We start from the raw sequence: 16,149 nt of genomic DNA on the forward strand, positions 1-16,149 counted from the left end.
ATCCTGTATGGTTCTGAACTAACGCTTCTCACAGAGTAAGTGTTTTCCATATTTCAAGCAGCACCCATAGTTCGCCTGTGCTGCGGGGATCGTATATTTGTCCCACTTCGCTGAAGCCTACCTTTTGGAAGGCCCTGCGCGATGGATGATTTGCCAGCGCCGTCTCCGCGTACACGCGCCGTATGCCTGGCAAGGTGAAGAGATAGCGCACTAGCGTCCGAATCGCCTCTGGTCCATATCCCTGGCCCCATTTGTCTTTATTACCCAGACCCAGGCCGACTTCAACCTGTCCCAGCCGATTATCGACATTGAAATAGGTAATAGTGCCGATAGGGGTGCGTTGTTCATCTTCAATAATAAACCAGAATTGACGTCCATTGCCACGGACATAGTTGCGTTCAAAGGTTGGCAAAAACTCAATCATCGATCTCGAATAAGGACGATGCATATCGTAGCGCCAGACTTCGTCATCGCGCTCCCAGTGAAAGACGGTATTCGCATCCTTCAAGGCGGGGCGGCGCAAATGGATGCGTTCACCCTGTAAGAGCTGTTCCTGACCTGATCCTGTCGTTTTATCGCTTTGTAGCTCTGTCATAACAACCCCAGCGTACTTGCAAAACTCGTTCCTGCGGTCAAGGCTTCGACCCTAAATGCCTCTGCCACTGTCTGCCCAAGGTCCGCGAAAGTAGGGAGCACTCCCAGATTTACCCCTGACCGCACTGGCTCTCCGTAGGCCAGCAGGGGCACACATTCGCGTGTATGATCGGTACCGCGATACGTAGGGTCAACGCCATGATCCGCAGTAAAGAACAATGCATCGTCTGGACGCATACGTTTTTGTACCAGTGGAAGCCATTGATCCACCTCGCGTAAAGCCTGGGCGTAGCCCTGACTATCCCGGCGATGTCCCCACAACATATCAAATTCTACCAGATTCACGAAAAGGAGGCCAGTGAAGTCTTGCTCCAGGAACTTGAGTGTTGAGGCCATGCCTTCACGATTGGTTTCAGTATGATCACATTGGGTGATACTGCGTCCTGCGAAGAGGTCCTCAATCTTGCCCAGGCCAATCACATCTTTGCCTGCTGCCGCTAAGCGATCCAAGAGCGTAATGCCTGTGGGGGCCAGCGAGAAGTCGCGGCGATGTTCTGTGCGTTTGAAGGTGCCGGGCTTGCCAATAAACGGACGGGCAATCACTCGTCCGACCGCATGATTACCGGTAAGCATAGCACGTGCAATCTCACAGATATGATACAACTCAGCGAGCGGGATGATATCCTGGTGAGCAGCGATCTGGAAGACGCTGTCGGCCGATGTGTAGAGAATAGGCGATCCTGTGCGCATATGTTCTTCACCCAGCTCTCTAATGATCTCAGTGCCGGATGAGACCTTGTTCCCAATGACTTTGTGCCCGATCTTTTGCTCAAACTCTGCAACGATAGCGGCGGGGAAGCCATCGGGATAGGTTGGCAGGGCCTTGGAGAGGACTACCCCTGTCATTTCCCAGTGTCCGGTCGTGCTATCTTTGCCTGCCGCGGCCGAGGCCATACGTCCATAGGCACCTGCCACATCTGCCCGTGGGGGGGTCCCCAGGATGGGTGTGATATTGCCAAGTCCAAGACGACCCAGATTGGGGAGTTCCAGGCCACCGATTGCCTGCGCGCAGTGTTCAAGCGAACTGGCTCCTTCATCTCCATATGCTCGTGCATCGGGATTTTCGCCAGCTCCTACGCCATCCAGCACGATAACAATTGCTCGCTTTAGTTGTGTCATATTACTGTATCCTTGTCATTTCCAGTTTGCTAGCGGGGATCAGTGGTGCACCAATCAATGGTAACGCATAGTTATAAAAGGCCTGCGTGACCATAGTTTTATCTGCATTTAAGTAATGGTCTGGTATCAACCGTTGGACGTTCGCGACCGTATCAAGATCAGCCAGTCCAGTGGTGCAATGATAGTCTGGTTCGGTGTGTCGCACCAACGTTATCATCTTATCACTTTCGCCAGCCAGTAGGGCTTGTACACCCATCTTGCCGACGAGATAAGCCTCCTCCTGGTCCGGTTTGGAGATGCTGGTGGATGACATCCGTTGGAGATCCCCTGGTTTGTCGAAGCGGGCGCGGATCTTTAGTTCGCGTTTGACCAGTTCGACAAGATATTGGGCTGCTCCACTGAGCAAAGGATGCTGAAAAGCATCCAGGCCAGCCTGTCCGGCTGTTCCTAATGCCTGTCCTTTATCGTCACGCATCGCTTCGGCTACGACAATAATCACGTAGCCCAGACGTCGATAGATATCCTCAACCTGGGTCAGGAATGTCTGTTCGCGGAAAGGTTGTTCGGGTAAGAGCAAAATATGGGGTGCGTCTGTTTCGCTGCGCTTGCCCAATGCTGCAGATGCTGTGAGCCAACCTGCATCACGTCCCATTGTTTCGATAACCTTCACTGGATAATGCCAGGGAATTGAGAGCGTGTTCAGCGTGGAGTCTTGCGTCGCCTGGGCGATAAAGCGGGCCGCGCTTCCATAACCGGGGCAGTGATCGGTAAACGGCAGGTCGTTATCAATTGTTTTGGGAATACTGAGTATGTAGAGCTCATAATTGGCCTGACGGGCCGCCTGCGCGATTTGATGTGCGGTATCAGCCGAGTCGTTGCCACCAATGTAGAGCAGATAGCGGATGTCATAGCGTTTCAGGATCTCGATGGTGCGCTCCAGATCGTGGGGTTGCAATTTATAACGGCACGAACCCAGGGCGGCGGATGGCGTGTGTACCAGTTGAGGCCAGATAGAGCTCGGCTGCTGGCGTAGATCGATAATATCTTCTTTAAGCAGACCCTCAATGCCGTGATGCATGCCATAGATACCGTTGATGCGTTGACTGGTCAGAGCTGCCTCAACCGCGCCAACCAGGCTGGCATTAATGACCGCGGTGGCACCGCCGGATTGCCCAATGATCAAGTTTCCAGAATGTATAGATGACAAAGTAGTATCCTCTTCGTTTACTAGCTGTCGCAGCTATGATTTACCAACGTTATTATAACAATGCCACTGCTATGCGTCGAGTATTTATGGGAGCTTATCAGGAATTTCAGCATAATCGGCTGTGCGACTGTAAATATACTTCTATGCTCTGGTGCATGAAGCTACTCATCTTTTCATTCATCGAGCATCTTACACATTGGCGATAGTTCTGCCAGGGAGTGAGTTGGTATATGAGACAAAAAATTATCCTTGACTGTGATCCCGGCCATGATGATGCGATTGCTTTATTGTTGGCGGCCCGCCATCCAGCACTGGAACTGCTGGCCGTGACAACTGTAGCCGGGAATCAGTCGGTAGAGAAAACCTCTCTGAATGCGTTAAAGATCTGTTCGCTGGCTCATATTGAGCAGGTCCCTATTTCAAAAGGGATGAATCAGCCCTTGATTCGCCGGGCCAGGCATGCTGCCGATATCCATGGCGACTCTGGTCTGGATGGACCTGCTCTTCCCACGCCTTATCTTTCATTGACTTCCCAACATGCGGTCGATGTGCTGATTGATCTGCTCTTACAATCGGATGGAGATATTATTCTGATACCAACCGGACCCCTGACTAACATCGCTACTGCCATGCGACGCGCACCAGCAATTATCCCTAAAATCAAAGCCATCTCGCTGATGGGGGGGGCGATCAGTGTGGGGAATGTCACGGCCAGCGCGGAGTTTAATATCTGGGCTGATCCTGAGGCGGCAGCGCTTGTCTTCGCGTGTGGTCGACCAATCACAATGGTTCCCTTAGAGGTGACCCATCAGGCATTGGCAACGGAAGCAATCATGCAGCGTTTACAGGCTATGCATCAAGCGGTGCCAGATTTTGTCATAGATCTCATGCGCTACTTTGGTGAATCCTATCGGCAGGTTTTTGGCTTTGCTGCTCCTCCCCTGCACGATCCTTGCGCTGTTGCAGCGGTTATTGATCCTGATATCATAGTTTCTAAAGATATGCATGTAGATATTGAAACGCGTGGAGAGTGGACAGAAGGACGTACGGTCTGTGATCTCTATGGCAAGACTGGACTGCCTCCAAATGTACAGGTAGGCTATGCCTTGCACGTTGAACGTTTCTGGGATCTCTTGCTGGAGACGTTGGCACTTTATGCCTGAATGGAAACGCTGTTTGCGGTTAATATTTGTAGGATAGAGAGGCCCCAACCATGAGAGGAAGGGGCTGCCATTGCGACTCCAGGATGCAAAAGACAAGATCTTATTTAAATTTGATAATCCATTTCCCAGGGATCTTTGCCATTCCAGCCTTGCGTGAGTTCCTGGTGCTTTTCGAGCGTTTCACCGCCTTTGACGAGAAGTTCCGCTGGTTTGGAGACGACAACCGAGTTGGGGGGCACTGATTCCAGTACGAGCGTCATGCCACCGATTTTGCTGCCTTTGCCAATGGTGATAGGACCGAGGATAGCAGCTCCCACCCCAATCGTGACATCATCTTCAATGGTTGGATGGCGTTTGGGCTTGCGGAATGGGCTGGGTCGCCACCAACCTGTTGCTCCCAGCGTAACCTGATGGTAAAGCATGACGTTATCACCGATAACTGCCGTTTCGCCGATCACGACACCTGCTCCGTGGTCAATAAAGAAGCGTTTCCCAATTTGAGCTCCGGGATGAATTTCGATACCGCCCGTAAGCACACGTGCAAACTGTGATATCAGACGTGGGATAAAGGGAATGTGCGCTTTATAGAGTGCATGTGCCCCACGGTGGAACAGGATCGCCCAGAGTCCTTGATAAAGCAAGGCTTCAATGATGTTCTTACATGCCGGATCTTTTTCAAAGATAACATCGATATCGTCAGACCAGCGTGTTCTCTTGCGTGGCGTTTTCTCTGGAACGGGAATGAAGATGCCTGGTGGAAGTTCAGGCAACGATGAAATCTCCTCACCACCATCTATCATGGTCGGGCTTTGCTCGTTTTCTTGTGCATCCAGAGGAGTGCCTGTTTCCTGTGATGCACCATTAGGTCCCTGTGACATACCTGTTCGTGTCCTTTTCTCTCGATGACAATATCTGTCTAGGTCTTCTCTTTGGAGTGTAGGACAGGGATTTCTGCTTGTCAAGTCTGTTTAGTTCTCCATTTCAGCATCCAAAAATGGAAACTCAACGAATTTTTCGAATTTTGAGAAAAATTGCTTGATAAGCTATTGACAATTCGCAAGCACTCCGGTATACTGTCGAAGTGCTAAGAAATGAGCACACAAAACGTGGTGACCGTAGCTCAATAGGCGGAGCTCTGGATTGTGGCTCCAGTGGTTGTGGGTTCGAGCCCCATCGGTCACCCCACTAAAAACGCGCTGTATCCCTTAAAAGATACAGCGCGTTTTTTTATGTGTCTCTAGTATGTCTGCACCATATAAAAATAAAAAAGGCTGTGTTTATCAAGTTGATAAACATAGCCTGAAGAACATGATGTGTTTGATTCCCATGCTCTCCACGATCTCTGTGCATGAGTTTTCGCACCTGCGGTGCTCAAAACAGTTTTTAGTGTGTGGTGCAGGAAAGGTGCACAGCACCTTTCCTGCACCACACACTAAAAAGGGCGCAGGCGCACAAGCGCCTGCCAGTCAGGGAGCAGCAAGATCCCGATGATACTGAGAGTCTGACACATTCTGAGCAAATACAGCCCTCCCATCCCCATGCACAAAATTATAGTATGTGATACAGGAAATGTTCTTTGAACATTTCCTGTATCACATACTATAATTTGTTGAGCACCTTGCGTGCGAAAACTCATGTGCAAGAACAGATATTTTTCTCTACAGGACGATTGATCAATTTTCTTGACAAAGAGCTTTTGGGAACTTATGATTGTTTAACGATAATTATCCCATTAAAAGAAACACACAGCGCAACCCCTTTTATAAAGCCTGTGTCTTTTCTATCTACCCCAGATTTATTTCCGTCACCTTTTGCGTTTGGAGAAAAACATATGTTCGAACCGTTACGTTTCAATAAGCTCCTCAAAGCTATTCCGGGCTTAGACCATCTACAACTCACACCCAGGGCTGCGCATCACGCGAAATCTCCTATCTATGCCCATATCAGAGAAGAAGTTGATGTTGAAAAGGTCAAGCGTACAGCGCATGGCGCGCAGGAGACGCATATACATGAGGATATCAAAAAAGATATCAAAGTGACGCCAGCGCGTGGTCAGCATGCTACTGAAGTGCAAAAGAACGTCAGTAAAGATATCAAGATTAAGCAAGTGCAACAGGTCAATGGAAAAACTATTCATACCTCAGAAACACTAACCCATGTGCAAACGCAGACTTCTGAGACGTTAGCGCATGTTCATGCGACCTCGTTTGCCGTTGCCTCAATCGAGATGACCCCACCGCATCCACCACGTGAAGATACCCCGATCTATCTGCAAACGCATCGCCATCTGGTCTATAAATTGGATACGCCCTGTGCTATTTGTGGTGTACGCCAGAGCACCCTGCATGATTCCACAGAGAACCCGTTTGGTGCTCAGGACATAGAAACCCATCATTATCCCATTGAGCGCAGTTTACTCAACGCCTGTGATCCCAAAAAAATTCATCTGATGTTTCCCCAGGTAAAAGATCACCAGACATTAGAAGACTTTATTGATTCAGAAGCAAACATCATGGTGCTTTGTGATATCCATCATCGCCATCCCCACTATGGAATTCATCATTTGCTGGCGCAGGACTTCTTTATCCAACCTTATCTGTTTGGTGGTTATCAGGTTGTGGCGGATGCAGCAGATGCGGCGAAAGTATTAGCTACCAACGAACGTGTGATCCACACACATAGCGCCCATAATTAACTTCTGGTGCTGACAATGTTGTGTCTATAATCAATGGCAACAAATTCGAGTCGTCTATCGTCACTACTTTATGACTGTGGGTGTTATCCATCATGATTGCTGTGGTTTTAGGAAGTTTCACTGGATACGGGCTGACCCACAGTCATTATTCTCTTTTGCTGCAGCATATGCTCGCATAAAATAAGGGAACAAGGTCACGTTTCTGCTACGGCTGAGTAGATTATTACTATTACCTCAGCACTCTTTTTTTATAGAAGAGATGCCAGAGAAGCTGAGTTTTTAATCGATAAACTTATCGATTAGAGCCCTGAACAGGCATGCACAAGATGATATATTAAGACTTTGTCAGACCTATGCGGAGGCTGCTTTAATAGGAGTTTCCCGCATCCAGGTTTATTAAAAAAACTCCTTACCCTTACTTGGATCCCCTCCAAAGTTTCACCACCCTCATTGCTGCTCGTCGCGAACACAATAAAGACAGATACAAAACTATCCATACCTGGAGATTCACCATTTGCCAATAGAGCTCAACCTATACTTTATTAATCTATTATTAAATTTACTCAATTCACAGAATATACATGCCTTGACATATAAATCAGTATCGGGTACATATGAAGTGGCAAGTAGCCAACTGGAACTTTCCAGTGAGACTTCCTGATAATTGGTGAAAGGAATAACGTAATGGTTAACAGCAATCAAACACAGAGCGCATATCCAGAGTTTCTGTTGAAGGTAGAAGTTGACGAGTTGACCGATCTCGATTTACAGAATGTCTTTGGTGGTTGTGGTGGTGGTGGTGGCTACGGTTGTGGTGGTGGCTACGGTGGTTACGGTGGTTGTGGCTGCGGTGGCTACGGTGGCTACGGTGGTTACGGCGGTTTTGGTTTTGGTGGACGTGGTGGACGTGGACGTGGACGTGGACATCATCGTGGACGTGGACATCATCGTGGTGGACATGGGCACGGGCACGGGCACGGGCACGGGCACGGTCATTAGTTGTGCATGTTGCCATGCAGCTTATAGCATGGCAACCTCAGCTCTTACGTTTTTGCCGGATGTGGATGAGATGATAGCGGTATTGACAACGTAGCGTAAGAGTTTGATTTTCTCTTCAGTGGAGCACATGCAGTTCTCCGGTACTTTTTTTCAGACACTAGAGAGAATGGCAGTGCGCTCCACAGGAAGTTTGCTCCTGGTGGTACTCAGAACAGCGCCTATGGCAGTCACCATCTGTGTAATACAGAGGTACTGCCGGTGGGTGGGAGTGCAGAGAAAATGCAACAAGCACTGAAAGCTCCTTCTTTTATGCGAAGGTGATTGCTTCAGTGCTTGCTTCTGGTTGAAGAAAAAAATGAAGAGTCCGGATAAAATGAAATGCTAGAAACATGCTTGCCGCCATCCATCTGGCAGAGGATCCATACCAGGATACCCTGGTGATGGTTTGCTCTGTAAGAGAAGGTAGGCGCGCAAGACAGCGACTGAAAAAATCAGTCGAGGTAGTCTTGCAAGTGATGTGTTGTACTCAATTGACGAAGTTTGCGGAGCGCTTTAGCCTCAATCTGACGAATACGCTCACGGGTCACATTAAACGTCTTGCCGACTTCTTCCAGAGAATGGCTTTGCCCATCCACGAAGCCGAAGCGAATCTGAATGATCTTGCGCTCACGCTCGGAAAGATTATCCAATACCTTATTAATCTGCTCTTTCAGCAGTTGGCGGTCCGCGCCTTCCGTTGGGGTTGTTGAGGTCTCATCCTCTACATAGTCGCCCAGGTTCTTATCGCTATCCTCACCAATTGGTGTTTCCAGGCTGACAGGTTTCTGGTTGACGTGAATGATCTCCATCACCTTCTCGGGAGAAATGCCCATTTTATCGGCGATCTCCTGCGAGGTTGGTTCGCGACCCAATTCCTGTACCAGGGCACGGCTCACACGGCCCATACGATTGATCGTCTCGGCCAGATGTACTGGAAGGCGGATTGTGCGTGCCTGATTGGCAATGGCACGGCTGACAGCCTGACGAATCCACCAGGTGGCATAGGTGCTAAATTTATAGCCCTTCGTATAGTCGAACTTGTCCACTGCTCCGATCAAGCCAGTATTGCCTTCCTGGATGAGATCTTGTAATGACAAGCCACGACCCGTGTATTTTTTTGCGACACTCACAACCAGACGCAGGTTCGCCTCGATCAGATGGCGGTGTGCCTCTTTTCCACGCTCGATCGTGCGGCGGTCAGGGTGAACATTGAGTTGTCGGGCGCGTTCGCGCTCATTTTTACTTGCTTCAATTGCCTGGGCCAGGCGTACCTCTTCCGCTGCTGTCAGCAGGGGGGCACGTCCGATCTCACGCAAGTACATTGCAACCGAGTCATCAACATCGCTGGTACCCGCAATCAGGATACCATGTTTCTTAAAATGGGCACCCTCTTCAAGCTCTTCATTCTCCTCTTCCTCCTCCAAAAATGCCTCATTCTCTAACATGTGACTGTGAATATCCTCAATTACATCATATGCAGAGTCAGGGTGCACATTCTCCATGCCAAGTGGCAGGGAAGTCTGTGATTGCTCTTTATCTTGTTCTTTCAGCATAGTCGCCATTGGAATCTCCATTATAAGAATAATAACTGCATAAACCCAATGCCTATCAGTGAGTGAAGCGCAGCAAGCAACGCCAATGCGGCATTACTGACTGCACATAAAAAACGTGTAGAAGTGACATTCAAGCCAGATGATCTGGGCAGGCACTCTCAATTTGCTGGTAGTATGAATGTTAGACGACCGACATAGGGAAAACTTAAAGCTTTGTCCCAAAATTCACAGTAGCAAATCAGACATCGTGTAAATAAACGAGCGTAGTTGGGGAAATCCAGGAGTATACTGCCAACAATTGCGCCGATCTCATGCGTAGATGGTGTCGTGTAGTAGCGTACATCTCTTTTACTATCACTCTATCATAACACAATTGGGAGCTTTTCTATTCCCTTGTTCTACCTCTGTTTGATCCCTGACAAGCCCCTGGATATTTTCATATGTTCACTGCTGCAATCAGCAGGACTGTGCCTGGTAAGTGGCCGTTGTCGCCTCGTCCTTGTGCCTCCTGGAAACCTCTCACCCTGGCGCTCCCGCTTGCTGCGCACTACAGTGCGACTAGCATACGCTCAGCCATGATCCAGGCTCATTTCCTGTACACTTTGTGACAGATAGATGTTTCCATCGGAGAAGTGGGCGTCGTGTATCGTGCCATTTCGCAACCACGCTTGCGACAAGCTAAAGCTCATTCCGCCTTGTCTGGGATGGATGCCTCTCACTTTGTTTGTGTGAGCGTACCGTGAACCCGTCTCCATCCCTTGTCGCCAGAGTGTATGCCTGGCCCATCAGTTAGCCATTGAATGAGATACACTTTTGATAAAGTATACCATATCTGCTTGCCTGATCGCGCCATTTCCAAACTTTTCTGTGAGTATTTGGCTATTCCGTGACATTTTTGTGAATGACTTACCCTTTCCACGTTCCTCCCTGCCGACCCGTTTCGCTTGCTTGCCAGAGTTTTTTTGGGGTCGTTGCCTGGCATTCTCTCCACATACCAGTCAGATTTATCCGGGACTTTCTTCGGACTTTCTTCCTGACTGTCGTGTCTTTTTGTCCTTTTCATCATACCATCTCCTCATAATTCTCTCGTGAGGATTTCGTGAAAATAGTGCCAGTAGGGACGCTTCCTATGCTGTATTTTATATTAAATATCCTTGTTCGCTTTTCGCAAGCTATGATGAGTTACTAGTACTATAGAGAGTTTTGTGTCATAAAAGCAGAGGAAATGGTATGCTAAAGAGTGTCATGGTAGATGTTCATTGAAAGCATAATGGGGCTTTCCAAATTCACCAGAAAGGGTGCAGGAGGTGCAGGTGAAAAATCAGCGAACTGGAAAGCCCTGAGATGATGCCTATTTGTTTGCAAATGAGCAGGAATGGAGTAGTATATGAGTCAGCCTCAATCAGATCCTTCGCCACTGCGACGTTTTAGTGCGGATTTACCAGATGCCCGGGGGACACAGGTGAATCGTCTGCATAGCAGGATTGCTACCCAGCCTTTTCGTCCTTTACCATCTCCTACGGGCGCAGCTCCTTATCATGTGGTGCTGGCAGATATTGTGCCGGTGCAAACGATCCAGAGTATCGAGACGGCCAAAAAAATGGTCTTTCATACCATCGGAGATACCGGAGGGGTGAAGCGGCCAGAGGATCAGCAACTGGTGGTCTCGCATATGGAGCAAGATTTTTCGGCACCCGCGCTTGAGGATCACCCGGCCTTCTTTTATCATCTGGGCGATGTGATCTATTACTATGGTGAGGAAAATCAGTATTATGCTCAGTTCTATGAGCCGAATTCTCATTATCCCGCCCCGATCTTTGCCATCCCTGGCAATCATGATGGGGATCTCCAGGATCAGTCTGTGCCGTCATTACAGGCGTTTGTGGAAAACTTTTGTACGAAAGAGCCGCAACTGGCAACCGCATCTGGCGATGCCCCACGGGATACTATGACCCAGCCCAATGTGTACTGGACTCTGGATACACCGCTGGCTACCTTTATCGGTCTCTATACGAATGTACCGGAGGGTGGCGAACTGGATGATACACAGATTGCCTGGTTTCATAGCGAATTACAGCAAGCTCCTACGACCAAAGCATTGATTGTTGCGATGCATCATCCCATTTATTCGGCGGACAGCCATCATTCAGGTAGCCAGTATATGGAAGGTATTCTCGAGGCTGCCATGGATGCTACGGGAAGGATTCCTGATCTGGTGCTGACAGGTCATGTGCATAATTATCAACGCTTCACGCATCAGCACAATGGTAAAACTATCACCTATCTGGTTGTTGGCTCGGGCGGTTACTGGAATTTGCATACCATGCTCAGTGCCATCCGCAATCCTCCCACACCGATCGAATTCCCCTATCCTTTGCCTGATCGTCCTGATGTCAGTTTGCATGCTTTCAGTGATAACCGACATGGGTATCTTAAAATGACCGTTACTCCACAGGCTATCAGCGGTGAATACTATACCGTCCCTCGCTCACAGGAATCCTGGAGCGCGCCGGCAGTATTACTCGAACAATTTTCTATTCCTCTCTCCCTCGGTTGATATTCTGTTTGCAATCCCTCGCCTGGGGATATTCTCATACTATTAAAGGAAGCGGGATGATCAAGGATAGTCGGGATTCAGGTTTGTTCCCCAATTTTCTCTCCTATCCACACTGCCTGAGCGGCAAGTAGGAATAGTCTGGTTTCGATCAATGATCAGAAAACTGATCATTGATCGGTATTAGTAAATATGGATGATCTGGAAAATTTCTCTGGCGCGGAAAATGCGGCTATATTGCCGCCTAAAGTTGCGTTACTCTGTGTTGTTTGCGCTATAATAAGGTGCTATACACTACTGTATGCGATGCGAGTGAAATATAATCTTCCCTGGATATGAAATGCAGCTTTTCGTCTGGCTTGTTGGAAGAAGATTGAGGTAACGAGTGAACAAAATGGCTATCCCTATTCAGAACGCCCTGTCTACCATTGAAAAGGAGGAGCAGGTGCGCATTCTCTATGCCTGCGAGTCTGGTAGCCGCGCCTGGGAGTTTGCCAGCCCCAATAGTGATTACGATGTGCGCTTTTTATATGTACGCCCTCAGAAAGATTATTTGCGTCTGGATGCCTTGCAGGATGTGATTGAGCGCCCGATTGTGGATGATCTGGATATCAATGGTTGGGATATTATGAAGGTGCTCCGCTTATTGCGCAACTCAAATCCTCCCTTGCTAGAGTGGCTCTTTTCTCCTATTGTCTATCTCGAAAATTCGCGTTACATCGAGGAACTGCGCACGCTCGCCCGGCGCTCTTATTCATCGGTTGCGCTCTTCTACCACTATAGTCGTATGGCGTATCGGAGTTATCATCAATATATTGAAGGCAAATCTACTGCCTCGTTGAAGAAATATTTCTATGTGCTGCGTCCAATTGTGGCGTTACTCTTCCTTGAGCAGCATCAGACGCTTCCTGCAACCAGTTTTGTGCGCACATTGGCCGAGGTGGAATTGCCCGCCGAGGTGCGCGAGCATATTCAGCAACTGCTACAGGCCAGGCAAGCTTCTGAGGAGATTGGTACGGGTCCTGTTGATCCTGTTTTGAATAGCTTTATCGATGTGCAGCTTGCTAAATGGAACCGGGCTTCATTTGTGCAGCCTCAGGAGAAAAGCGGTTTTGGTGAGCTTAATACTCTCCTCCTTCATATCCTCAATGAGGATGCAGTCGTGCCTCAAGAAGTCTGATGCAGGGTCTCTCGTGAGGGCCAGCCAGTTGTTATTCAGTTGGATCGGCTAGCTGATGATTTGCAAAATAATCAATCATAAACTGGCGAAAGCAGCTCACAGCCTTCGAGCGATAGCGACTTTCCAACCATGCCAGACCGATAGTCCGTCGACAGATGGGTTTGTCGATACGCAAGATTTGTAATCTCGGGTTGGCCTGACTGCTCAGGCTTTCCCGGCTCATACCGGCGGCGAAGCCCAATCCCAATCCTGCCAGGACCAGTCCCTGGATCACTCCTGGTTCGTTGCCTTCAAAGACAATTTTGGGAGTAAAGCCTGCTTCCTGGCAATAGTAATCGGTAATATCACGCAAGCCATAGCCTGATTTGACGCCCACAAATGGCTCATTCGCAACCTCGCTCAGATCAATGCTGGTGCGTGTGCCCAGCCGGTGCGTCTTAGGTACATACAGGCAAATCTCTTCGGTAATCAAGGAGAGCCAGCCGATGCCGGGATGATTGATGCGGGGCGAGGTGAGGCATAGATCAATCTCGCCGCGCTCAAGCTGATCAATCATGGTTCGGTTGGTATGTTGATAGAGGCGAAAACTGATGTGGGGATGTTGCGTGCAGAACTCACTCAGTATCTTTGCCAGTAAGGTTACATTGACGGTTGAGACAGCGACATGTCCATGCTCCTGATCCAACATATCCTGAATCTGGCGTTTTCCCTCTTCAAGTTCAAAAAATGAGCGCTCGACCTGTTTGAGAAAGATCTTGCCAAAATCGTTGAGCCGGATTTGCCGGCCTCGACGCTCGAAGAGCTGCACCCCCAACTCTTCTTCCAGGCGCGCAATCATCTTACTCAATGAGGGTTGTGCGATGCTTAATTCTTCCGCCGCATGTGTCATATGTTCGTGGCGGGCGACGGTTTGAAAATATTTTAATTGCAGTAGATCCATAATTTTTTTCCTGCTATTTCTCGCTTATAGCTTCCAGGGAATAATGATATAGCAAATTATATATTGGAAATTATAAATATTCAAGCGTATACTAGGCGTATAAAACAGCACTAAACTCTTATCTCTCACTCTTCTTATAGTATTGTTTTCAAACAAGTATCGATGTGACAATGCTGACAAGCCGTTGCATGCGTAGTTTGAACCCCACAAAAAGTACCAATGACACACAGTGGTGAAGGTGATACAGCGTGGTAAAGGATTATATAAAGGATTTCTATGTCTCAAACGAAAAGTACACGGGCTGCTCGGCCCGTAGGCCCGCGTTATAAGTGGGTTGCGCTCTCTAACACGACTCTGGGCGTGTTGATGGCGACCCTGAATGGAAGTATTGTGTTGATTTCGCTGCCTGCGATCTTTAAAGGGGTTGGTGTCAGCCCGCTTGCTCCAGGCGAGTCGAATTATCTGTTGTGGATGTTGATGGGGTATATGATCATTACCGCTACACTGGTTGTGACCTTTGGACGTATCGGTGATATCTTTGGGCGTGTTAAATTTTATAATCTTGGCTTTTTGATTTTTACCATTGGAAGTATTCTCCTCTATTTTACGCCCGGTACCGGGAATACTGCTATCATCTTTATGATTCTTTTCCGCATTGTACAGGCAATTGGCGGTGGTTTCTTGATGGCGAATAGTACCGCTATCCTGACGGATGCCTTTCCGGCCAATCAGCGTGGTATGGCGCTGGGAATCAATCAGATGATTGCGACGCTGGGTTCGATTATCGGTCTGGTTGTGGGCGGTGTCCTTTCGGTGATTGATTATCGCCTGGTCTTCCTGGTGAGCGTGCCGGTCGGTATCTTTGGGACCATCTGGGCTTATCTGATGCTGCGTGAGACGACGCCAACTATGACCAAACGCCCGAGCATCGACTATATCGGAAATATTACCTTCTTTCTGGGTCTGACGATTGCCTTGATCGGCCTGACCTATGGTATTGAGCCGTACGGCACTTCCTCCATGGGGTGGGGAAATCCGTTCGTAATTGGTTCACTGGTGGGTGGGATTTTGCTGCTGGTCCTCTTTGTATGGATCGAACTGCATATTAAAGATCCGATGTTCCAGTTGCATCTGTTTAAGATTCCCGCCTTTACCTATGGCAATATCACAAACTTGCTTGCCAGCCTCTCGCGTGGCGGTTTGCAGTTCATCCTGATTATCTGGCTGCAAGGCGTCTGGCTGCCGCTCCATGGCTACAGCTTTGAGGATACTCCCCTGTGGGCTGGTATCTATATGCTGCCACAGATGCTGGGCTTTGTCGTGATGGGACCCCTCAGCGGCGTGCTGTCAGATCGTTTTGGCGCGCGTTTCTTCTCGATCTTTGGTCTGTTTTTGCAGGCTGTCGGTTTTATATTGCTGACGTTATTGCCGATCAATTTCAGCTATATCTGGTTTGCCCTGACACTGGTTATTATCGGTGTGGGACAGGGAATGTTCTCGTCGCCCAATACCACCGAGGTGATGAATAGTATGCCGCCATCCATGCGTGGAGCTGGCTCTGGCATGCGTAGTACCTTCCAGAATGCTGCTCAGGTGATCAGTATGGGTATGTTCTTTAGCGTGGTGACGGCTGGTCTGGCCTCCTCGCTACCGAGCGCTCTCTTTAACGGTCTCACCCAGGCTGGCTTGCCGGGCAAGATTGCGACCGGGATTGCACAGTTGCCCCCGGTGGCCGCCCTCTTCGCAGCCTTCCTGGGCTACAATCCTATGCAAACCCTCTTGCCCACAGCCGTGCAGAAACTGTTGTCACCTGCCAGCATGAGCAATCTGGCTGGCAAGACCTTTTTCCCTAATCTGATTGCGAGTCCTCTCAGTTCTGGCCTGCACATCGCCTTCTACGTTTCAGCCGCGATGTGTCTGGTTGGCTGTTTCATCTCGATGATCCGTATACGTCCCACGGTCATTGAGGATGAGAGCCTGGTTGAGCAGGTGTCCGAGCCTGTCTTCGATACAGTAGCTTCGGCTGCTGAGTAAGATTCTCGCCCT

At 48.9% G+C, this 16,149-nt stretch carries 12 protein-coding genes and 1 tRNA gene; 7 read left to right on the top strand and 6 right to left on the bottom strand.

What is annotated here, in order from left to right:
- Positions 1–28 precede the first annotated feature (28 nt).
- Genes F1593_RS06360 through F1593_RS06370 form a run of 3 tightly spaced genes read right to left on the bottom strand, consistent with a single transcriptional unit; the run spans position 29 to position 2,980 of the window.
- Entirely contained in the window at positions 29–595 is a 567-nt protein-coding gene (locus F1593_RS06360; RefSeq protein WP_149400714.1) for a GNAT family N-acetyltransferase, read from the bottom strand.
- Complete coding sequence (locus tag F1593_RS06365; RefSeq protein ID WP_149400715.1) at positions 592–1,773, bottom strand: phosphopentomutase; 1,182 nt, start codon at positions 1,771–1,773, stop codon at positions 592–594. The genes F1593_RS06360 and F1593_RS06365 overlap by 4 nt, the downstream gene beginning before the upstream one ends.
- Before the next feature lies 1 nt (position 1,774).
- The gene (locus F1593_RS06370; RefSeq protein ID WP_235932506.1) at positions 1,775–2,980 is read right to left on the bottom strand and encodes a 6-phosphofructokinase; all 1,206 of its coding nucleotides are present in this window, start codon (positions 2,978–2,980) and stop codon (positions 1,775–1,777) included.
- Positions 2,981–3,210: 230 nt separating this feature from the next.
- Here F1593_RS06370 and F1593_RS06375 point away from each other — a divergent pair, with 230 nt between their 5' ends.
- The gene (locus F1593_RS06375) at positions 3,211–4,143 is read left to right on the top strand and encodes a nucleoside hydrolase (RefSeq protein ID WP_149400716.1); all 933 of its coding nucleotides are present in this window, start codon (positions 3,211–3,213) and stop codon (positions 4,141–4,143) included.
- Positions 4,144–4,247: 104 nt separating this feature from the next.
- On the opposite strand, the gene epsC is transcribed toward F1593_RS06375, so the two are convergent.
- Positions 4,248–5,021, bottom strand: a complete 774-nt coding sequence (epsC, locus tag F1593_RS06380; RefSeq protein ID WP_216368798.1) for a serine O-acetyltransferase EpsC — start codon at positions 5,019–5,021, stop codon at positions 4,248–4,250.
- A gap of 231 nt (positions 5,022–5,252) precedes the next feature.
- Between epsC and F1593_RS06385 the strand changes: the two genes are divergently transcribed.
- From F1593_RS06385 to F1593_RS06395, 3 genes are all read left to right on the top strand, one after another.
- Positions 5,253–5,328, top strand: a tRNA-His gene (locus F1593_RS06385).
- 646 nt (positions 5,329–5,974) lie between these two features.
- Positions 5,975–6,838, top strand: a complete 864-nt coding sequence (locus tag F1593_RS06390; protein ID WP_149400717.1) for a hypothetical protein — start codon at positions 5,975–5,977, stop codon at positions 6,836–6,838.
- 684 nt (positions 6,839–7,522) lie between these two features.
- Positions 7,523–7,837, top strand: a complete 315-nt coding sequence (locus tag F1593_RS06395; RefSeq protein WP_149400718.1) for a hypothetical protein — start codon at positions 7,523–7,525, stop codon at positions 7,835–7,837.
- A 491-nt stretch (positions 7,838–8,328) separates the two neighbouring features.
- On the opposite strand, the gene rpoD is transcribed toward F1593_RS06395, so the two are convergent.
- Positions 8,329–9,438 carry an RNA polymerase sigma factor RpoD gene (gene rpoD, locus F1593_RS06400; protein WP_149400719.1) on the bottom strand — a complete coding sequence of 370 codons (1,110 nt, stop codon included), beginning with the start codon at positions 9,436–9,438 and terminating at the stop codon, positions 8,329–8,331.
- 1,378 nt (positions 9,439–10,816) lie between these two features.
- On the opposite strand from rpoD, the gene F1593_RS06405 reads away from it, so the two are divergent.
- Both F1593_RS06405 and F1593_RS06410 read left to right on the top strand, forming a co-directional pair.
- A complete protein-coding gene (locus F1593_RS06405) occupies positions 10,817–11,986 on the top strand; it encodes a metallophosphoesterase family protein (RefSeq protein ID WP_149400720.1) in 1,170 nt (389 codons plus the stop codon).
- A 391-nt stretch (positions 11,987–12,377) separates the two neighbouring features.
- Complete coding sequence (locus F1593_RS06410; RefSeq protein WP_149400721.1) at positions 12,378–13,163, top strand: nucleotidyltransferase domain-containing protein; 786 nt, start codon at positions 12,378–12,380, stop codon at positions 13,161–13,163.
- Between the two features lie 31 nt (positions 13,164–13,194).
- On the opposite strand, the gene F1593_RS06415 is transcribed toward F1593_RS06410, so the two are convergent.
- Positions 13,195–14,103, bottom strand: coding sequence for a LysR family transcriptional regulator (locus F1593_RS06415; RefSeq protein WP_149400722.1), 909 nt, complete (start codon positions 14,101–14,103; stop codon positions 13,195–13,197).
- Positions 14,104–14,379: 276 nt separating this feature from the next.
- Here F1593_RS06415 and F1593_RS06420 point away from each other — a divergent pair, with 276 nt between their 5' ends.
- Entirely contained in the window at positions 14,380–16,137 is a 1,758-nt protein-coding gene (locus tag F1593_RS06420; RefSeq protein ID WP_149400723.1) for an MFS transporter, read from the top strand.
- The last annotated feature ends 12 nt before the right edge of the window (positions 16,138–16,149 follow it).

This window comes from Dictyobacter arantiisoli (assembly GCF_008326305.1).
Taxonomy (GTDB): Bacteria; Chloroflexota; Ktedonobacteria; order Ktedonobacterales; family Ktedonobacteraceae; genus Dictyobacter; species Dictyobacter arantiisoli.